General features: G+C 71.8%; 22 protein-coding genes. 3 read left to right on the top strand and 19 right to left on the bottom strand.

Going from position 1 to position 15352, the window contains the following annotated elements; all coding sequences use genetic code 11:
- Positions 1–38: 38 nt before the first annotated feature.
- From ABTY59_RS32135 to ABTY59_RS32095, 9 genes are all read right to left on the bottom strand, one after another.
- Positions 39–1832: a hypothetical protein gene (locus tag ABTY59_RS32135; RefSeq protein WP_352022617.1), complete on the bottom strand. Its 1794-nt coding sequence runs from the start codon at positions 1830–1832 to the stop codon at positions 39–41.
- A 295-nt stretch (positions 1833–2127) separates the two neighbouring features.
- On the bottom strand, positions 2128–2931 hold the full coding sequence (locus ABTY59_RS32130) for a hypothetical protein (protein ID WP_352022616.1): 804 nt from the start codon (positions 2929–2931) through the stop codon (positions 2128–2130).
- A gap of 360 nt (positions 2932–3291) precedes the next feature.
- Positions 3292–3912: a hypothetical protein gene (locus tag ABTY59_RS32125; RefSeq protein ID WP_352022615.1), complete on the bottom strand. Its 621-nt coding sequence runs from the start codon at positions 3910–3912 to the stop codon at positions 3292–3294.
- 119 nt (positions 3913–4031) lie between these two features.
- On the bottom strand, positions 4032–4280 hold the full coding sequence (locus ABTY59_RS32120; RefSeq protein ID WP_352022614.1) for a hypothetical protein: 249 nt from the start codon (positions 4278–4280) through the stop codon (positions 4032–4034).
- Positions 4277–4717: a hypothetical protein gene (locus tag ABTY59_RS32115; RefSeq protein WP_352022613.1), complete on the bottom strand. Its 441-nt coding sequence runs from the start codon at positions 4715–4717 to the stop codon at positions 4277–4279. The genes ABTY59_RS32120 and ABTY59_RS32115 overlap by 4 nt, the downstream gene beginning before the upstream one ends.
- Positions 4718–5030: 313 nt before the next feature.
- Positions 5031–5390 carry an HNH endonuclease gene (locus tag ABTY59_RS32110; protein WP_352022612.1) on the bottom strand — a complete coding sequence of 120 codons (360 nt, stop codon included), beginning with the start codon at positions 5388–5390 and terminating at the stop codon, positions 5031–5033.
- Between the two features lie 716 nt (positions 5391–6106).
- The gene (locus tag ABTY59_RS32105; RefSeq protein ID WP_352022611.1) at positions 6107–6607 is read right to left on the bottom strand and encodes a hypothetical protein; all 501 of its coding nucleotides are present in this window, start codon (positions 6605–6607) and stop codon (positions 6107–6109) included.
- A 76-nt stretch (positions 6608–6683) separates the two neighbouring features.
- Positions 6684–7241 carry a hypothetical protein gene (locus tag ABTY59_RS32100; protein ID WP_352022610.1) on the bottom strand — a complete coding sequence of 186 codons (558 nt, stop codon included), beginning with the start codon at positions 7239–7241 and terminating at the stop codon, positions 6684–6686.
- A 145-nt stretch (positions 7242–7386) separates the two neighbouring features.
- Positions 7387–7656 carry a hypothetical protein gene (locus ABTY59_RS32095; protein ID WP_352022609.1) on the bottom strand — a complete coding sequence of 90 codons (270 nt, stop codon included), beginning with the start codon at positions 7654–7656 and terminating at the stop codon, positions 7387–7389.
- Positions 7657–7910: 254 nt separating this feature from the next.
- Here ABTY59_RS32095 and ABTY59_RS32090 point away from each other — a divergent pair, with 254 nt between their 5' ends.
- Positions 7911–8291, top strand: a complete 381-nt coding sequence (locus tag ABTY59_RS32090; protein WP_352022608.1) for a hypothetical protein — start codon at positions 7911–7913, stop codon at positions 8289–8291.
- On the opposite strand, the gene ABTY59_RS32085 is transcribed toward ABTY59_RS32090, so the two are convergent.
- Complete coding sequence (locus ABTY59_RS32085) at positions 8278–8481, bottom strand: hypothetical protein (protein ID WP_352022607.1); 204 nt, start codon at positions 8479–8481, stop codon at positions 8278–8280. The genes ABTY59_RS32090 and ABTY59_RS32085 overlap by 14 nt on opposite strands.
- 89 nt (positions 8482–8570) lie before the next feature.
- Positions 8571–9005 (bottom strand): DUF8825 domain-containing protein, encoded by a 435-nt coding sequence (locus ABTY59_RS32080; protein ID WP_352022606.1) that lies wholly within the window; start codon positions 9003–9005, stop codon positions 8571–8573.
- An 81-nt stretch (positions 9006–9086) separates the two neighbouring features.
- Between ABTY59_RS32080 and ABTY59_RS32075 the strand changes: the two genes are divergently transcribed.
- Entirely contained in the window at positions 9087–9425 is a 339-nt protein-coding gene (locus ABTY59_RS32075) for a hypothetical protein (RefSeq protein ID WP_352022605.1), read from the top strand.
- Between the two features lie 6 nt (positions 9426–9431).
- Here the strand turns inward: ABTY59_RS32075 and ABTY59_RS32070 are convergent, their stop codons facing one another.
- Together ABTY59_RS32070 and ABTY59_RS32065 are read right to left on the bottom strand one after the other, a co-directional pair.
- Positions 9432–9665, bottom strand: a complete 234-nt coding sequence (locus ABTY59_RS32070) for a hypothetical protein (protein WP_352022604.1) — start codon at positions 9663–9665, stop codon at positions 9432–9434.
- Between the two features lie 71 nt (positions 9666–9736).
- Entirely contained in the window at positions 9737–9904 is a 168-nt protein-coding gene (locus ABTY59_RS32065; RefSeq protein WP_352022603.1) for a hypothetical protein, read from the bottom strand.
- Between the two features lie 131 nt (positions 9905–10035).
- Here ABTY59_RS32065 and ABTY59_RS32060 point away from each other — a divergent pair, with 131 nt between their 5' ends.
- The gene (locus ABTY59_RS32060; RefSeq protein ID WP_352022602.1) at positions 10036–10653 is read left to right on the top strand and encodes a hypothetical protein; all 618 of its coding nucleotides are present in this window, start codon (positions 10036–10038) and stop codon (positions 10651–10653) included.
- 65 nt (positions 10654–10718) lie between these two features.
- On the opposite strand, the gene ABTY59_RS32055 is transcribed toward ABTY59_RS32060, so the two are convergent.
- The 6 genes from ABTY59_RS32055 to ABTY59_RS32030 all read right to left on the bottom strand — a co-directional run bounded on the left by ABTY59_RS32055 (position 10719) and on the right by ABTY59_RS32030 (position 15350).
- Entirely contained in the window at positions 10719–12053 is a 1335-nt protein-coding gene (locus ABTY59_RS32055; protein ID WP_352022601.1) for a DNA cytosine methyltransferase, read from the bottom strand.
- Positions 12054–12264: 211 nt separating this feature from the next.
- On the bottom strand, positions 12265–12783 hold the full coding sequence (locus tag ABTY59_RS32050; RefSeq protein ID WP_352022600.1) for a hypothetical protein: 519 nt from the start codon (positions 12781–12783) through the stop codon (positions 12265–12267).
- 16 nt (positions 12784–12799) lie between these two features.
- On the bottom strand, positions 12800–13651 hold the full coding sequence (locus ABTY59_RS32045; RefSeq protein WP_352022599.1) for a hypothetical protein: 852 nt from the start codon (positions 13649–13651) through the stop codon (positions 12800–12802).
- Between the two features lie 62 nt (positions 13652–13713).
- Positions 13714–14559: a hypothetical protein gene (locus tag ABTY59_RS32040; RefSeq protein WP_352022598.1), complete on the bottom strand. Its 846-nt coding sequence runs from the start codon at positions 14557–14559 to the stop codon at positions 13714–13716.
- A gap of 100 nt (positions 14560–14659) precedes the next feature.
- Positions 14660–15058, bottom strand: coding sequence for a hypothetical protein (locus tag ABTY59_RS32035; RefSeq protein ID WP_352022597.1), 399 nt, complete (start codon positions 15056–15058; stop codon positions 14660–14662).
- A gap of 34 nt (positions 15059–15092) precedes the next feature.
- The gene (locus ABTY59_RS32030; RefSeq protein ID WP_352022596.1) at positions 15093–15350 is read right to left on the bottom strand and encodes a hypothetical protein; all 258 of its coding nucleotides are present in this window, start codon (positions 15348–15350) and stop codon (positions 15093–15095) included.
- Positions 15351–15352 lie beyond the last annotated feature (2 nt).

Genomic DNA, 15352 nt, shown 5'->3' with positions numbered 1-15352 from the left:
GCTGCGGATTCCGTATCCGGTGCCCGAAATCGGGCCGGCTAGTTCAGCAGACCCCGGCGGCGCGGCGGGTTGATCGGCTCAGGCTCGTACACGGTGAGCAGGGCAGCGTCGGCGCGGTCGGGGGACTTCATGCCGCGCTGCTTCATGGCCCTCTTCGACTCGACGACGGAGTAGCCGGCGGCGTTGGAGCCGAGGCGGGGGGTGGAGAGCTGGATGCCGGTCTGCCGGTCGACGCGGAGCCGGAGGCGGCCGAGGCCAGTGGACGGGTCGGGCTGGAGCAGGCCTCTGGTGGCGAGCCACATCTCGTCGCGTTTGCGGTACGGGCGCATGACGGCGCCGGGGTCGTCCTGGGTGGGGGACTCGGACACCATGACGCCGACGATCTGCGCCTGGTGGCGGCCGGTGTCGGCCCAGCGCTTGAGCATGGACACCACGCCGTGGCCGATGCCGTTCTGGTCGACCTTGACGCGGACGGGGTGCGGGGAGCGGAGTGCGACGGCGAGGCGTTGCGCGGCGGCGATCTCCTCGAGGACCTTCTCGGCGAGGAGGACCTGGTCGTCGTTCATGGTGCCGGAAGAGCTGTAGCGGCTCTCGATGACGTCTCCGACGATGCGGGTGATGACGAATTCATCGCCGCCGTCGGCCGCGACGTCGACGCCGAGGCGGATCCAGGCGCCTTCCTTCACCGTGTGGGTGGCGGTCTCCTCCTCGAGGCCGAGGTCGCACAGGCGGTGCCAGCCGGGCCCGGTCGGGTCGTCGCTCTGCTGCGCCGCCTCGACCCAGGTGACGGGGATCGTGAGGCCTCCGCCGCCCTTGGGGAACTTCGCGTGGACCTTCGCGATGACGTACGGGTGGTCGGGCCCGTACTCCCGGATGGTGCGGTCCACCCACTCCTGGTCGGGCAGGTGGATGGCAAGGGAGTGCTGGGGCACGCCGTCGGGGCAGTCGTTGCAGTACGGGACGCGCTCCTTGGTGATGGCGGGGGAGGCGAACGTCGCGATGGGGATGGTGATGGTGCCGGGCTCTTCCGGGTCCTCGCCTTCCTCGCACAGGCCCTCGAACCAGGAACGGGGGTCGTCCATGGCCGGGTTGCCGATGGCCAGCATGCGGGCGTCACCGGTCAGCAGGTTGTTCGTGCCGTTGCCGATGGTCCGGGCGATACCGCCGGCCTCGTCGACGACGATGAGGAGCTTCGGGGTGCCGTGGATGCCCTGCATGGCGGCTTCGTCGTTCTCGGGCGCCGTGAAGCCGTAGGCGACGATGACGTCGTTGCCCCACTGGTCGGGGATCTTCCACTGGGTGGTGTCGCAGTAGCCGGGCAGGCCCGCGCGGGCGACGGTCTTCCGGATGTGCGGCCACAACTGATTTCGGACCTGCCGGAACCGGGTCGCGGTGGTGACGATGACCATCGTTCCAGGGGCGTTGACCGACCCGGCCCACGCGACGAGCCGGCCAGCGATCCAGGTCTTCCCGACGCCGAAGCCGGCGGGGACGGCGGTGCGCTTGTGGAACGGGACGGCGTCGACGATCTCCCGCTGGCGGGACCAGATGCTCTCTCCGAGGACGTCCTCGATGAAGCCGGAGGGCGTGTCCTGCCACAGGCCGTACATCGAGCCGGTGGCCCGCTCGACCTCCCGCATCACGTACGGGCGCTCGCGGACGCTCACGTCGTGCTTGAAGGCCCGGCGTCGGGCGGCGGCGGGCGCACGGAGGAGGATGTCGGCGACGTTGGCGGCGTCGCGGGAGACGACGCCGGGTTTCCGCGCCTTCTGCAGCTCCCTGCGGGAAGGGGCCACGCGGAGGCGGGTCGGCGGGGGCTGCGTGCGGGACATGCCGGGGAAGGTGCCGCTCGCCGGGATCTAGTGTCGCGGCCTGGCCGAGGGGTCCATGCCCAGACCGTCGACCAGGCCGCGGTTCCGGCAGTCGCATGAACAACGTGTCACCCGCTGCCTGTCAGGGGTGACGCCCGTGCCGGAAGTCTGTGCCGGGGTGAGGCCCTCGCACCCGGGGATGGATGTTCAGGGCGTCACCCCGGCTTCGGGGGATGTGGCCAGGTTCCCTCGCCCCGGTGGAAATGTTGGGGCAGTAGGTCGGCCGCACATGTAGTACGTCGGCGGCCCGAATTTGTTACACCCTCCCGTGCGGGAAGCCGAAGAGGCGCGGGTTGGCGCGGAAGTTCTCGACCTCGGTCGTGAGGCTGCCCTCGAGCCGGATCGGCTGCAGGTCGAACGACAGGACCGGCTCCTGGCGCTCCCCGTCCTCGAGGACGTCGTTGAACCAGTTGAGGACGTCCTGCCGGGTCACGGCCGGGGGCGCGCCCTGGCCCTGGGAGGCCTCGGTGGGGCCGAACTCCACCCGGTCGACGCGGGGGCCGCGGGGCGCCCGCCCCTCGAGGATGGCGGGGTCGATGCTCGCGGCGATGAGTGTCGGGCCGAGCACGCCGTTCGCGACGGCCTCGAGCCGGGCCTTCTCCTCTTCGGACAGCGGTATCCCCCAGCGGCGGGCGTCGAGGGGGACGACGCGGACCGAGAGCGGACTGAAGCCCCCCGGCGGCGGTTCGGAGACGGTCATGCCGCTCGACGCGAAGGCCGTGCGGAGCGCCTGGGTGATCGCGGCGGCTGTGCTACAGCCGGGGCAGGTGCAGGGGCCGGTCGTCGATGTCTCAGCGGCGGGCGGTTCCGGGGCTGGCGGCGTGGAGGGGGCGCTGGCGTTGTAGCTGCCGACGAGGTCCTGCTCCTCCTCGGAGGCGCGGATGGCCTCGCGGAAGAGGTTCAGAGCGTTCTCGATGGCTGCTCGCTGCTCTGCGTTAAGGCGCCACCACGGCGGCATCTCCCTGCCTTCTTCCTGGGCGGCGCGGCGTTGGACCTCGTAGAGGTGCCGGTTCAGGTTGGGCGGGAGCATCGTGCGCGGGGGCATGGATCGCTGCGTCATGTGAGGGGGAACGTCGGACCGTCGATTTCTGTGACACCCCCGCCCTCGTGCCGCCGCTGCGTCTTGTCCCGCTCGAGCGCTAAGGCCACCCGGAACGCGCCGATGCCTGAGCGAAGCGAAGGCATCGGAACCTACTTAATGGTGGTGCTTGATCTTGTTACTAAAGGGGCCCAGGTTTCCGGAACCCGGTCTGTCGGCGCCCGGAAGACCGGCGCCCGGGAAACCGGGGCCCGGTTCCTGGGCCCCGGTGATGCACAAGTACCGGAGCCCGATTCCTGGGCCCCGGTGTGACCAGCGGTTTTACAGCAAAGAGACCGGCCCCAGTGCTGCTGGGGCCGGTCTCGGGTGGTGCAGGGGTCTCTATGCGGTCTCGCGCTTCTCGGCCGCGTACTTCTGTCGCAGGACCAGCTTCCGGTCGATGCCCGCGAGGTCGGCGATCTTGTCGGTCGACCACTTGTAGGGCGGGCGCAGCAGGGCGAGGACCGCGTCGTGCTGGTAGCGGATGGCCGTCTCCCTGCGCGCCCGAGCCGCGACCACGATCGGGGCGGCCTCGAGGAGCTTCTGCTCCGCGTTGTCGACGCGCTCGACGCCGGCGGCCTCGGCAGCCGCGACGAGTTCCGGGACGGTCCGGAAGTCCCCGACGGGCTGCTTCTTGTTGCCGTGCAGAACGACGGAGAGGACATTGCGGTAGCCGGTGTGCGTCAGGCCGGCGGACTTGGCCAGACCGAGGCGCTGCTCGTAGAACCACAGGTGTCCGATGGCCTTGTCTCGCTCAGCGAGGTGCAGGCCGAGCTCGGCGTCTGCCTGCTGGACGATCTGAGAGGCCTTCTCGAGCAGGAGGTCGGGGCGCGCCATGGCGACCACGTTCTCGGGCCGGTCGAGGCCGAGCTCCTTGAGGACCTGCTGCTGTGCGTCTGTGGTGATCTTCGCGTAGTCAGGGGCCGCGATCCGCGGGCCGAACTTGAAATCAGCCTTGGACATGGTGGCTGTTCTCCATCCGATGTGGCGCGGTGTGCGCCGGCGCGGCGACTGGGGGAACCCCATGCCTCCGCATCGGCGAGAACAGTACACCAAGGGGAACAGTCTTGTCAGGGGCGCGCCTACCGCACGGGCACCGACCTGCACCGGATGACGGCGAACCCGACGCCGGCGACAACCAGGACCCAGCCGTTCCCATCGTTCACGACCGTCTGCCCCGGCGCCGGAGCCTCGGGGGTGTCCGTGGTCGCGATCCGGCCGAAGCCGAGGGGCGGGCTCTGCGGGATCCGGGCCATCCATGCCCGGTACAGCCCGAGCCGCAGATACCGCGGAGCCCGGATGCGGCGCCGCACTGTGATCCGAGGGCTCACTGGTCACCGTCCTTGAGGAAGCGCTCGAAGTTCTCCGGGGCGTACGGGGACCCCTGCGCCTTGTACGCCGTCCACTGGGCCCACTCGTCCCGCGTCATCAAGGCGAACGCGCCCACGGTCACCCCGCCCAGAGTGATCCACAGACCCGAGCGGTGCGGCGCCCGCCCGCCGCCGTCGATCCCCCAGCCGATGGCGAGGAACGAGGTCGACCCTCCTCGACGCGGCTCGGGCCAGATCCCTGCGGAGAACCGGCCGAGGTCCACGAAGTGCGGCTGACGGGTCTGCATCACCGCGTACAGGACGACCACGATGAGCGCCTGCTGCAGCAGGGAGAACGCCATCAGGACGGAGGTGTACGCCACGCCGATCGCGAGGCCCACATACTCGTCGAGACGGTGCTGCCAGTGCCGCGCCGTGCCGGGGCGCCACTCGTACATGCCGCTCCCCGTCCACGAGCGGTGCATCGGATCCGTGTCGGCCGGGGACGCCCGGTGCGGGCCCCTGTGCTTCTGCGGCCGCTGGCACTCCAGCCCTGCATCGAGCCACGACCGGATACGGCACGGTTCACGCCTGAGGAACTTCATCGCCGCCCCCACGAGAACAGGGCGTCGAGGAGGCCCTCGATGAGCCCCTCAAGGGAGGACGCGAGCCAACTCGAGTCGGTCCTGGCCGATGACCGGCGGGGCGCCCGCCAGGGGCGCCGGAGCGGGAGGTACTTCTCTCGGCCGCGGGCGGCCCACAGGCGGCGCTTCATCGGGCCACCGCCGCCACGGTGGCGGCCCGCACGCCATCCGGGGTGAGCAGGTACTCGTGGCCGTCGGCGTAGCGGACCAGGACCTCGCTCGGGAGCTCCGGCCGGCGGACCTTCCACCCGGCCTCGTACGACTGCCGGGGGTTGTCCTCGAACCAGCCGTTGCACACCGTGCAGACGAGCAGCAGGTTGTGCGCCTGGTTGATCCACGCCTCCCTGGCGCCGCCCATGCCGCGGTTCACGCGGTGGTGGATCGTCAGGTGCTCACGGGTACCGCAGCGCACGCACGCGCCGCCGTCCCGGTCGTAGACGAGGGCCTTCACCACGTCGGTGGGCCCTGTGCGCCGTCGCGCCTTCACAGCAGTGCTCTCCTCGCCTGCCCCCGGGCGCCGGGCCGCGGTGTTCACGGCCCTGGTGGGCGCGCCCGGGGGCGAGGCGGGGAGAGTGACGGGCGGCCGCGCCTTACGTCGCCTGGTGGGCCTGGCGCCCGGTCTCGCGTAGCTACAGGGGGCGCTGGAGAGCGGTGAGCGCGCCGGGGCCGAGCCCTCGCCGACGGCCCGGACGAGCGGCAGGCCTCCGAGGCCGTTCCGGTGCGGAGCCCTCGAGCTGGCTCCGGGCAGCAGTGGCGGACGCCGCAGCGGCACGGAGATGGTCGGCCACCGCCGGGGCCAGGCGATCACCAGCGGCCCGGCTGAGGATCTCCACGGCGGCGAGGACGTCGTACATGGCCATGTCGCTCCAGGGCCCGGCGTCTGCCAGCACGCTCGCCGCCTCCGCGACAGCGTCGGCGTGCTCGTCGATGGTGTTCACGCTGGCTGAACGACTCGGAGAACGGGGACGGCACGGCTACCGTGCCTCGTGAGGTGAGGTGACGCGCGATTCCTGCTCTGGCCGCGTCACCTCACCTGTCGTCGTCACCCGGCGGGCCGTCAGCGGGTGCGCAGCCGGGTCCTGTTCCGTACGGTCACAGCGACGCCCTACAGGACGGGTGTCGGTGGGTGCCCGGTCCTGTGCCCCCTTCGCACGTGGCACAGGACGGGCGGCCAGAGCCTCAGGGAGAGGCTGCGCCCGCGGCCTACGCCCCGAAGTGCTGCCGGGCCTCGGCGTCCAGGTGCTCCCGGCCCGCGCGCAGGAACGGCGCCGCGAGCGCGCGCTGTGCCGTGGTGACAGGGCCGGAAGGAGCGTCGACGTCCAGGGCGTCCACGAGCCGTGTGCAGGCATCGACGAGCTCGCCGGCAGCGGCCTGGAAGACGGGCCCACCGTGGAGGACGAGCCGGGCGCGACGCTGCTCAAGGTCCCGCAGGTGCGCAGCCGCGGCCGCGCGCTGGTCGTGCCGGACCTCTTGGGGGAGTGCGGGCCACATCTCGACGACGGCGCCGATCCGGTCGGCCGCCGCGGCGAACTCCGCGTACGTCTCGATACGCGCCACGTGGGCCTGCCGCCACCCCTCGACGTCGACGGTCCGGCCGGGGGTCCGCACGGCGAGCGCCGCGCGGGGGCGGGCGATGACGCGGGCCGCGGCCACGCCGGCGGCGGAGACCGCGAGCGCGGCGGCGAAGGCGAGGATGGGCTCCATGCCCACGATTCTGCCGGGCGAGTGAGGTGACGCGATACGGATCCGGGGCACCACGTCACCTCTCCTCCCACCCAGGTCAGTCCGTGCGCTGCTCGGCGAGCGCCCGCTCAAGGGCCTCAAGGTGCGTGACGATGTCCTCGACCTTCACGTACGAGACCGCGACGGTGGCGAGACCGTTGTCGTGGACCTTGATGTAGTACTCCGCATACGTGGACTCATCCTCGTACGTGTACTCGCCAGGCTCGGCCTGGGCGAACCCGCCGGGGCCTTCGTCGAACCAGTCGACGCCCCAGACCTCTTCCATGGCCTTGCCGACGGCGGCCTTGTCGACGTCCTCGAACTCGATCGTGGCGCGCCCGTGATCGTCCAGGCACACCTTCCCCGAGCCCTCTCCCGGCTTCTCCCAGCGCAGGGTCGGGCCGTAGCACCGGCACCGTGGATCGGCCGTGTCGAGGGCGGGGAACGCCGCGGTGAACGCTTCCTGCGCAGCGGACTGCTGCTCCTCCCAGGTGGTCCGCCAGTAGTCGAGTGCCTCTATGACGTGCGGCTGCACGAGCTGCTCCCTTCCGCCCGAGGAACGGGGCCGCCGGGCGACGGCCGCGAAGCGTGCCGCGGGCAGGAGCGCACCCTGCATGGTGTGAAGGTTTTGTGTCCGCACCTGGTTACTGGCCGGTCACGGGAGCGGGCACAGCTGCGCCCCGGCCGGGAAGTCCTCGAGCCGGGGCGCAGGGGGGGGCTTAACCCACGTTTTTGAGATCTTGGTCGTGGGCCGCGGGAGATCAGTCGCCGACGCCCTGGACGGTGCCGCCGTCCGTGCCGCCCGGCGGGCACTCGGGGTCGAAGATGCCGCAGGGCGTGCTGGTCGGCTCCGACGTCGGCGGAGGGGTCGTCGCCGGCGGGGCGGTGGTCGGGGGAGCCGTCGTCGGCTGCGGGCGCGTGGTCGTCGGCCGGGGGCCAGGCGTCGAGACGGTCGGGGACGGGCCGGGCGTCGGGCCCGTCTCGTGCTCACGGACGTGGGCAACAAGCACGGAGAGCACGGTGGCGATCAAGACCAGAACGGTGGCGGCGTAGGCGGCGAGGAGACGCGTAAAGCGCGTACACGGCGAACACGGCTCCACCTTCGTGCAGACGGCCTTCGGGGAGGGGACAGAGTCGGACACGGGGTGATCCTTCGGTACGGGGAACGGGACGGCCGGACAGTCCCTGATGCGGCCGCCTTACGTCGCCCGGTCCGCCACCAACCATTCCTGGAGCAGCTCTTCCCCGGCCCCGCGCACGGAAGAGCGGTGCCTACCCTCAAGGTATGAGCGCGATTCCAGAGCCCGAGCAGTCCCGCCCGTGGCGCCCGGAGGACGGCCCGCCCCCGCAGGTGTGGACGTGGCCGAAGGGCGACCGGCCCGCGCTCGAGGTGTGGTCCGCCGGGCGTTGGCGCTATGCCCCGGTCGCGGCCCGGCACGACTACCCGGACGGCACGGTGCGCTACCAGGTCGACGTGGACCTGCGCGGGACCACGATGGTCACGTCCGCGACGTACGAGTGGCCCCAGCCCGGGGTGCGGGTGAGCCACGGCAGCGGCTCCGGGCCGTCCAGGACGGCCGACGAGCGGCGCCAGGGGAACATGCCCCATGCGCCGCGCCGCCGGCCGCCGGAGGGCCCGCAGAGCGGTACGGCTACAGGTACGTGACCTGGAGCTCGGCGGCGAACATGCCGCCGTAGACCGGCACGTCGGTGAGCAGCACCTCGAGGCGGCGGCCGCCGACGGGGATCGTGACGGTCGCGCCCGCCGGGCGGGTGCTGCGGAAGGTGATGCGGGTGCTGGGGGTGAACAGCACGCTGGGGTTCGTCACCTGGTACGTGCGGATGGGGCGTTCCATGGGGGCCTCCTCGCGGGGCGGGCGGCCCTGAGTGGGCGCGCCCTTCACCCCCTAGGTGCTCTGGGGTGCCGGAGGACAGGACCGCCCGCTCAGGCGGTCTTCTCGACGTCGTCCTGCTGGAGGGGCGCAGCGTCCGTGAGGGCCTTGAGGGCCTGGCGCGCCTGGACGATGTCGAGGCCGGTGACTCCGTTCTCTCGGCAGGTGGCCCACCAGGGGTGCATCTGGATGGCCGCAGTCACCTCGCGCAGCTCCACGCCGAGCCGGTCGTACGCAGCCGCATCGTCCGCGTCCCAGCCGGGAGACGCCTCGCGGCCGGGGGCGATGACCGTGTTGTTGTTCTTGTTCAACACGGGCTCCCATCCGGGGTGCGGCTCCCTGGACCACGGGAGACGGGCGGAGAAGGTGTGCTGCTCGGCGTACAGGGCGTTCGCACGGAGCCGCGCGGCGCGCAGGTCGGCGGGGAAGGCGGTGGGGTCGAACGGCTGCTCCTCGGCGGGAGCGGAGGCGGGGGCGGCGGTGCTCATGGGTCGGAGACTAGTTCGAGCCGCTGACATCGCTGGCTGCGCCGCGTCGTGCCCGTTCCCGCGTTCGCTCGTTCACCCGGTATGACAACCGTGGAAGAAGAAGAAGAGCCCCTGTCGTACGAGGAGCGCCGCTACGGGCCTGACGGGCCGCCCGAGCACATGCATCACGCTCTCCGGGTCTTCGACCAGGCGCTCACCGAATGCGACGCCTACGAGGACGAGTTCGGCGACCCGCTGGGCGCGCTTGGCCTCGCGTTCGGGCTCTCCACCAGCGCCGAGGCCGACGTGATGATGGGCATCGGCCGGGCGCTCGGTCGGGGAAACACGTGGGATGAGATCGCCGGGGCGCTCGGCATGGACGTCAGCGAGGCCAAGGAGCGGTGGGGCGGGATCGGCCCCCTGCCTCCCCGGGACGCGTAGCGCGCCCTACTCGCCGGGCTTGACCGGGACGATCTCGATCTCCTCGACCGGCGCCGATGAGCTGCCCACCGCGCGCCGTACCCGGGTGCGGAAGCCCTCTCGCAACTCCTCCTCGGCCCACAGGCCTCGGTCCACGGGCAGGTGCGCCCACTGGAGCCCCCCGGCCACCTCCTTCGTCGCGCACAGGGTGATCGTCCCGGGGGTGATGTCAGCCGGACTGTGGTTGTGCCTCTGCGTCATGTGCTGCTCCTCAGGAAGGTGCTCGACGTTCAGAATGGCAGTGTCAGCCCAGTGCGACTGATGCTTTCCGGTCAGCGGCGGAGACCCTCATGCGGGTCGACCAGGACGATCTCGACGGGGACGCCCGCGCGGGCCGCGTAGGACGGCCGGTACCTCTCGGCGGCGGTGGCGCTGAACGAGACGGCGGACACCTTCGGCTCGCCGTCCGGCGTGGTCCAGGTGAGGCGGTAGCTCTGCATGAGGGGGCTCCTCTGGGCTTGTCCGCCCGGCAGCGGCATCGGCTGGACGCTGCCGGGCCCGCCCAGGGTGCCACCTGCCACTGACAGCCGGGCGCAGCGGGGCGGTGGGCGGCATCGCGATACCGTCGCGCATGGGTATCGCAGACACCTCCATCGCAGCCGCCGCAGCTCTGTTCAGCGGCATATCCGCGTTCGCCTCTTGGAAGACGGCGCAGCGGGCTCACGGCACCGCCGAATCGGTGGCCCAGATCGAACGGGACCGTTGGCACACGGAGCTGACGCCGCAGTTCGCCGCAAGGATCGTGGGGCAGGACGGCCGCCTGGAGGGGCTCGACGTGCGCTTCAACGGCCCGGTCGGTCTGGGCCGGCTGGACGCTGTGCGGCTCACCATCCGCAACGACCGGGACCGCAGCAACGACCCGGTGCTCGGCGCAGGCCCCACGGCCGAGCAGCGCGCGGAAGTCATCTTCGGGCCGTTCCGCTTCCGTCCGGGAACGGACGATGCCGATCCCCTCGGGCGCACGCTGGGCCCGTTCACCCTGGACGTGCACGACGAGCATCGTCTTGCACTGGATCCCTCTCTGGCCCCGTTCTGGTACGAGGGTGCGGAGGGCGCGCAGCGTTGGCGGCATGACCACCCGGACTCGGAGAACCTGCGGCTCTGGATCGATTGCGAGGCCAAGGGGCACAAGCCGTGGAAGCTGAGCGTGGAAGTGGGCTGGACCGGGAACTGGGTGCAGGCAGGCTGACGCCCCCACGGAAGCGCTGGGAACGGCAACGGCCCCCGCCGGGTGGGCGGGGGCCGGGAGCGCCTCTACGTGGCGAGGCAGTAGTCGTCTGGCCCCATCATGTCGTCCATGTCGTAGAGCTGGGCGAGGTAGTCGCGTACTAGGGCCTCGCCGAGGGCTCCGAACATGCCGGACAGGACGATCGCGGCCATGACGGGGGAGACGACGTCGGCGGCCTGCTGGAAGGCGGAGGTGCGGGAGCCCTGCCAGGGGTAGGAGCGACGGAATCCGACGAGGAGACCGGCCTCCGACTCGGTGAGGCGGAGGCCGTCGCTCTCACGCTTCCATGTGCGGGACTTGCCGGTGAGGCACCAGGACGGGCCGTCGGCGGAGAACGCGTTCCCGCCCTTGGCGCGGCCGGTCGTGGGGTCGATGGGCCGGTTGCCACGGGTGTTGACGCGCTCGCCGGGCTCCCAGCCGAGGGCCTGGGCCATGGCCGTCGAGGGGAGCGGTCGGATGCGGCGGACCGGGGCGGGGGCCACGTGACGGGAAGCGATCATGTAAACGCGCTTACGGCGGGACGGCAGGCCGTAGTCGGCGGCTTCGAGGATCTCGTTGCTGGTGTAGTACCAGTCTGCTCCACGGAACTCCCCGGACAGGTAGTCGAGGATGTCCTCCGGCAGGTTGCTGGACTGCTCCATGGCCATCCACTGGATCGGCGCACCGGCGGCCTGGAGAGCCATCGGCCAGATCACGACCTCCAGCATCAGCGCGATGCGGGGGTCGCTCACCCCGGCGGCCAGGGCGCGGACCTCGTTCCAGGTGGCGCCGGAGCGGGGGGCGTACGGGGCGCGGCAGCCCTCCTCAGCGCCACACGGGCACTGGCCGTGCTCGTCGTAGTCCTCCTCATCGTGGAAGTCGTAGAGCTCTTCCATCGGGAGGAACCCGGCGGCTTCGCCGACGTAGGAGATGGCGTCGCACATGATCTCGATGTTCGCGGCGTCCAGGCCGGTCAACTTCCCCGCCGGGGAGAAGGTGGGGCAAGGCGGGCTGATGATGACCGCCACGGTGTAGCGCAGCGCGATGTGCTCGGGGTCGAGGGTGGTGATGTCGGCGCAGATTCGGCGGTGCCCAGCGGCGCGGGCGGTCGCGCACGCGTCGGACGAGATGTCCACGCCGACGGCGTCGACCTTGACGCCCAGGACGGCGGCGATGCCCTCGGACCAGCCGCCGGGGCCGGCGAACAGCTCCACCACGCGGATCGGGTCGCCGGGCAGGGGAGCGAGCAGCCATTCGGCGGGCCACGGGGCGGCGGCGGCCTGGAGGACGGCGTACACCTTCGGAGGGATGGGGCGTCCGGCCTTACGGGCGAGGGTGGCGACGTGGACGGCGGTGGCGATGGCCGGGGGCAGAGTCCGCATCTGGTGTTCCTCTTCTTCGTGGTCCTCGTCGGCGGTGCTCTCCACCAACACCACGAACAGTACACCAAGGGGAATCAATAGTTGCGGGGAAAGGGGAAACACGCCACCCGTTCCCGTGGGTGGCGCGCTTGTTGATTGGTGGGCGGTCCTCAGGTGCTGCGGTCGCACATGCCGGTGTGCTCGGCCAGGAGCCTGCGGGGCGCACCGTGGGTCAGAGGGTGGGCAGCGGGGCAAGGGGAAGCCACAGCAGGGACGGCCCGCCGTCCTCCTGCTCCTCGAACTCCTCGTCTGTCAGGTGCTCCTCGGGCATCGGGTCGAAGAGCCCGTGCGGCACCTGGGCGTCGAGCCGGGCAATGAGCCCGACGAGCGCGTACGGGTCGCGGTGGTCGACGTCCCCCCACAGGGACGCCAGCTCCGAGGGCGCGGCGGGCATCGGCGTCATGCCGGGTTGCACGATCTGGGACCACGTCGAGCCGTTGGCGGCCACGACGACGTGCGAGGCCCAACCGGCGTCGAAGTTCCGCAGCACCGTGCCGTCGGCGTTCCGGACCGAGTCCAGGGACAGGCCTCCGCCCTCGTCGCTCCGGGAGCGGCTGAGGACGAGATGGGCGCCGGTCGGGAACTGGGCGTGGAGCGTGGCGGCGATGACGGGGAGCACCAGCCGGGCGGCGGCGGCCGCATGGTCGGCGGCGGCCTTGAAGGTGGCCATGGGGTTCGGGGCGGTGGTCACGGCGGGGGCGGTCCCTTCAGCGGGCAAGGAGCGGGGCGAGGGAGAGCAGGAGGTCGATGCCGACACCGTGGATGTCGACGGACGCCGGAGTCGTGTCCCGCACGCGGGCGGCGGGGTCGGCGGCCGGGGCCGCATAGCCGTACGGGCCGCCCTTCTTGGGGCCGAACGCGATGCCGCCCTGCTCGGTCTGCTCGACGCAGGTGTGGGGCGCCAGGGACGCGGCCAGGCGGCGCGGGAGGAGGCCGCGGACCTGGTCGACGGGGAATCCCGGGCGCCGTTCGCCGGGCGTGGCGGGCAGGAAGTGCACGACGGCCTTCTCGACGGCGTGCACCGGGCCGGTGATCTGGACGTCGCACACCGGGTTGGAGCCGTTGAGGGTGGCCGAGTAGCGGGCGCCGCCCGACCCCCACGAGACCGTCCCGGTGTTCACCAGGAGTCCGGCTCGCTCGTACGTCGCGGCGCCCTGGGCGCGTATCGCGGTGCTGATCTCGGCGAGGAGGGTGTGCCGCGCGCGGGCCGGGTCCGTCACGGTGGCGGCGGCCTGGTCGTCGAGGACGGGGAGCACCTGGCGCAGGACCTCGCAGGCGATCGGTCCGGCGGCCACGTGAGGCAGGGTCACGTCCGGCGTGTACGGCTCGCGGTCGGGGAGTTGCCATCCAACCTGGGTGTCCCAGGGGCGGGCGACGACGACGAGGGCGCGGTGGCCGTGGACCAGGCGGGCGGCGGGGTGCTTGGCGGTCCACCACGCGGAGTACGGCTCGGTGGTCCACACGGTGCCGCCGCGCGCGGGCAGGAGCGTGGCGATGTCCTCGGCGAGCGTCAGCGCTGTGCCGGCTGCGCGGGTCGGTGCGGTGAGGGGCGGGGTCATGGCGGGGCCTTTCGAGGGAGCCGCGCCCCGGAGCTCCGGGGCGCGGCACGGCAGGGGGAGGGTCAGGCCAGGTGCCGGACGGCGGAGAGCAGCAGGTCGAAGCCGACGGAGAACTCGGCGCACACCGTCGTGTGGTCGTCGACCGGGTCGTTCGCGTGCTCCCCGCTGGGGGAGTCCGGCAGGCCGACCGACGCGGACGGCTCCTGGCCCCCGCCGGACTCGACGTCGTCGCCGCACACGGGCCGCATCTGCGGGAAGCGGTCCGTCAGGTACCGGGTGAACACCGTCGGGGACACCGGCTCGGCTGACGTCACGGGGGCGGGGGCGTCGATGGGGCGCAGAACGGACGGGAGAACGGCGTACACGCCACGCAGGGGACCCTGATACCGGAGGGTGGCCCCCGTGTGGCCGGTGACCGTGTACGCCTGCCACACGCCGTCGTCGGCGGTCTGCCACGCCAGGACGGTGCCGTCGGTCCGCTCGTGCTGGCCGGGCATCACCCCGTAGTCCAGGAGCGCGAGCCCCAGCTCGGTCAGGTCTCCCACCCGGCGGGCGCGGTCCCGCTCCGCGAAGTCCGGCGTCCACGGCCCCCGGGGCGCCTGCGCCGCGTCGAGTTTCGCCAGCACGATGCGCAGGAGACGCCGGGTCAGGTCCTCGACGGCCGCCGTCTCGCCATCGGCCAGGTCCGCGACCGCGCCCGGCAGACGCGGGTAGCTCTCGGACTCGGGGAGCACCTCGACTCGGGAACCGTCGGCCTGTACGACGAGCCGCCGGGAGCCGCTGGACAGCACGGTGGGCGCGCCGGGCGCGGTGAGCGCCTCGACGGTCCAGGGCTCGCCCCGGCGAGCGGGTAGCGCCAAGGCGAGGAGCCGGGCGACGGCGGGGATGGTGGGCGTGGCAGTAGCCATGGGTGGGGTCCTTCGGTTCGTGGTCTGTCCCGGCGCGGTGCTCTCCGGCCGGTAGGAAGCCGGGTCGGGGGCGCTTGTGTCGCGCGCCCCCGACCCGGGGTCAGCTCTTGTAGATCAGGGCGGGCAGCCCCGGGGCGAACCGAAGCGAGGAACCGCCGTTGATCGTGGCCTCGTGCCAGGACGCGTGATCGACGAGCGCTTCGTCGAGCGCGGAGTGCTCGCTGAGGTCGAGCGTCCGGGTGCTGCCGTCGTCGAACGTCACCTCGACGGCGAAGTCGCACCAGTAGTAACCGTTCTCGTGCTGGGCGGTGGTGAACTCGGCGAGGACGATGCGGGGGACCTCAACGTCCAGGAGATCGGCCGTGAGTGCGTTCAGCACGGTTCCTGGGAGCGCGGCCGCGTTGCGGTCTTTCAGCTCGTCTGCGGCTGCGCGGCGAAGCTCCTGCAACGCCTTGTCGGGGAGCTGCGTCAGGTCGACGGGCAGCGGGATCGTGGCCATCGGAGCGGGGTCCAATCTGGGTGAGTGGGTGGGGTCAGTCGGTGGTGGGCTGGAAGCCCTCGACCTCGTCGATCAGGTCGCCGTCCTCGTCGCGGACGTACTCCTCGTACGCGCACTGAACGGCGCGGCTGTGGTTGTCCACGAGGAACGACGCGGCCCAGGCCATGCCGCCCTTGTCGTCCTCGGTGGCGGCGGCGTTCATGCCCTCGTCGTCGTTGTCCTCGAACTCCTGCGAGTCCTCGACCAGGAGGTTGCCGCCGTGGTCCCAGCGGCCGAGCAGCAGAATCGCCATGG

The sequence above is a fragment of the Streptomyces sp. NPDC096079 genome, assembly GCF_040303145.1.
Lineage (GTDB): Bacteria > Actinomycetota > Actinomycetes > Streptomycetales > Streptomycetaceae > Streptomyces.
Note: the sequence above shows the minus strand (reverse complement) of the source record. Positions and strands in the feature narration are given on the sequence as shown.